The organism is Kitasatospora sp. MY 5-36, assembly GCF_001182915.1.
GTDB lineage: Bacteria > Actinomycetota > Actinomycetes > Streptomycetales > Streptomycetaceae > Kitasatospora.
Genome location: NZ_LFVW01001175.1, coordinates 1 through 1520 on the forward strand (window position 1 = coordinate 1; position 1520 = coordinate 1520).

1 protein-coding gene and 1 pseudogene are annotated in these 1520 nt (G+C 78.1%); both read right to left on the minus strand.

The window, feature by feature from the left end:
• A pseudogene (locus AE652_RS41160) lies at window positions 1-317 on the minus strand (hypothetical protein); the annotation flags it as partial.
• Window positions 318-319: 2 nt separating this feature from the next.
• On the minus strand, window positions 320-1520 hold a 1201-nt coding region (locus AE652_RS41165; protein ID WP_049661090.1), incomplete at its 5' end, for a VWA domain-containing protein.

Below are 1520 nucleotides of genomic sequence, written 5' to 3' on the forward strand. Positions count from 1 at the left end.
GGCCCCGGCTCGGCCTCGGCCTCGGCCAGCGGGCAGAGGGTGACCGCCGCGGCCCGGTGCACGCAGGCCGGGGCGAGCAGGCAGCCGCAGCGGACGCCGGCCTCCGCCGCGACCACCCCGCCCGGGGCGTGCAGCACGAGCACCGTCTCCTCGTCCACCTCCACCCGCCACTCGTCGCCCTCCCGGGCCACCGGTCGCTCCGCCAGCTTCGCCGCCGCGCCGTCCAGCCGCTTCTGCAGCCGGGCGCTCAGCCCGGCCACCACCTCGGCGACCACCTCGGGCCGCACGCCCGGCCAGTCGCTCGTCCGCGCCGTCACGCTCATCGCACCTTCTCCCCCACCCAGCGGGCCAGTTCCAGCGGGCTCAACGCCGCCACGGGCATTCCGGCCGCGACCAGTTGGCCCGCGACCGCCTTCGAGTAGCGGGCCGTCCCGGTGTCGTCCAGCGCCGCGCAGCCGAGCAGGTGCACGCCGGAGTCCACCAGGGCCCGGGTCTGGGCCAGCAGCCCGCCGACCGGCCCGCCCTCCTCGAAGTCGCTGACCACCGCGACCAGCGTGCGGGACGGCACCGTCACCAGCTCCCGCGCGTAGCGCAGCCCGCTCGCGATGCTGGTGCCGCCGCCGACGCTCACCTCCAGCAGCAGGCCCAGCGGATCGTCCACCCGCTCCGTGAGGTCCAGGACCTCGGTGGAGAAGGCGACGAAGTGGGTGCTCAGGGAGGGCACCCCGGCCAGGATCGAGGCCGTCAGCGCGGCCCACACCGTGGAGGCCTCCATCGACCCGGAGACGTCCACGACCAGGATCAGCCGCCAGTCGTTGGCCTGCCGCGCCCTGGTCCGGAAGACCGGGCGCTCGGGCACGATCAGGGTGCCGCCGTCCGGCGCGGGGCGGGCGGTGGCCAGGTTGGCCCGGATGGTCCGGTCGAGGTCCAGCCCGCCACCCGGGCGGCGGGACGGGCGCGGCACGGCGATCCCGGTCAGGGCCGGGCGCAGCCGGGTGGCCAGCTCCCGGCTCAGTTCGTCCACCAGGCGCCGCACCAGCGGGCGCAGCCGGGCCACCCGGGCCTCGGGCAGACCGCCCGCGTGGTCCAGCACGGTGCGCAGCAGCTCGACGGACGGGCGGACGGCGGACGGGTCGATCGCCTCCAGGACGTCGGTGCGGCCCTGGGCGACGGCGGCGGCCAGCACCTCCTCGCGCACGCCGGGGCCGAACAGCGACTCCAGTTCCTCGGCCCACTCCCGCACACCGGGGTACGGGGCCTCGCGGCCGCCCTTGCCGCCCCGGCTGTCCAGGCCCGGGCCGGAGCCCTCGCCGTGGCCGCCGCCGTACAACTCGTCCAGGGCGGTGGCGAGTCGGGCACCTCGACCGGTCAGGCCGCCGCTGCCGGGGCGGCCGAGGAGCAGCCGCCAACGCTCGGCGGGGGCGAGGGTGCGGGCGGGGTCGGGGACGGGAACGGGGTCGGAGGCAGGCGGCGGGGCCGCGGGCGACGGTGCAACGGCCGCGGGCTGCGCGGGCGTTGCG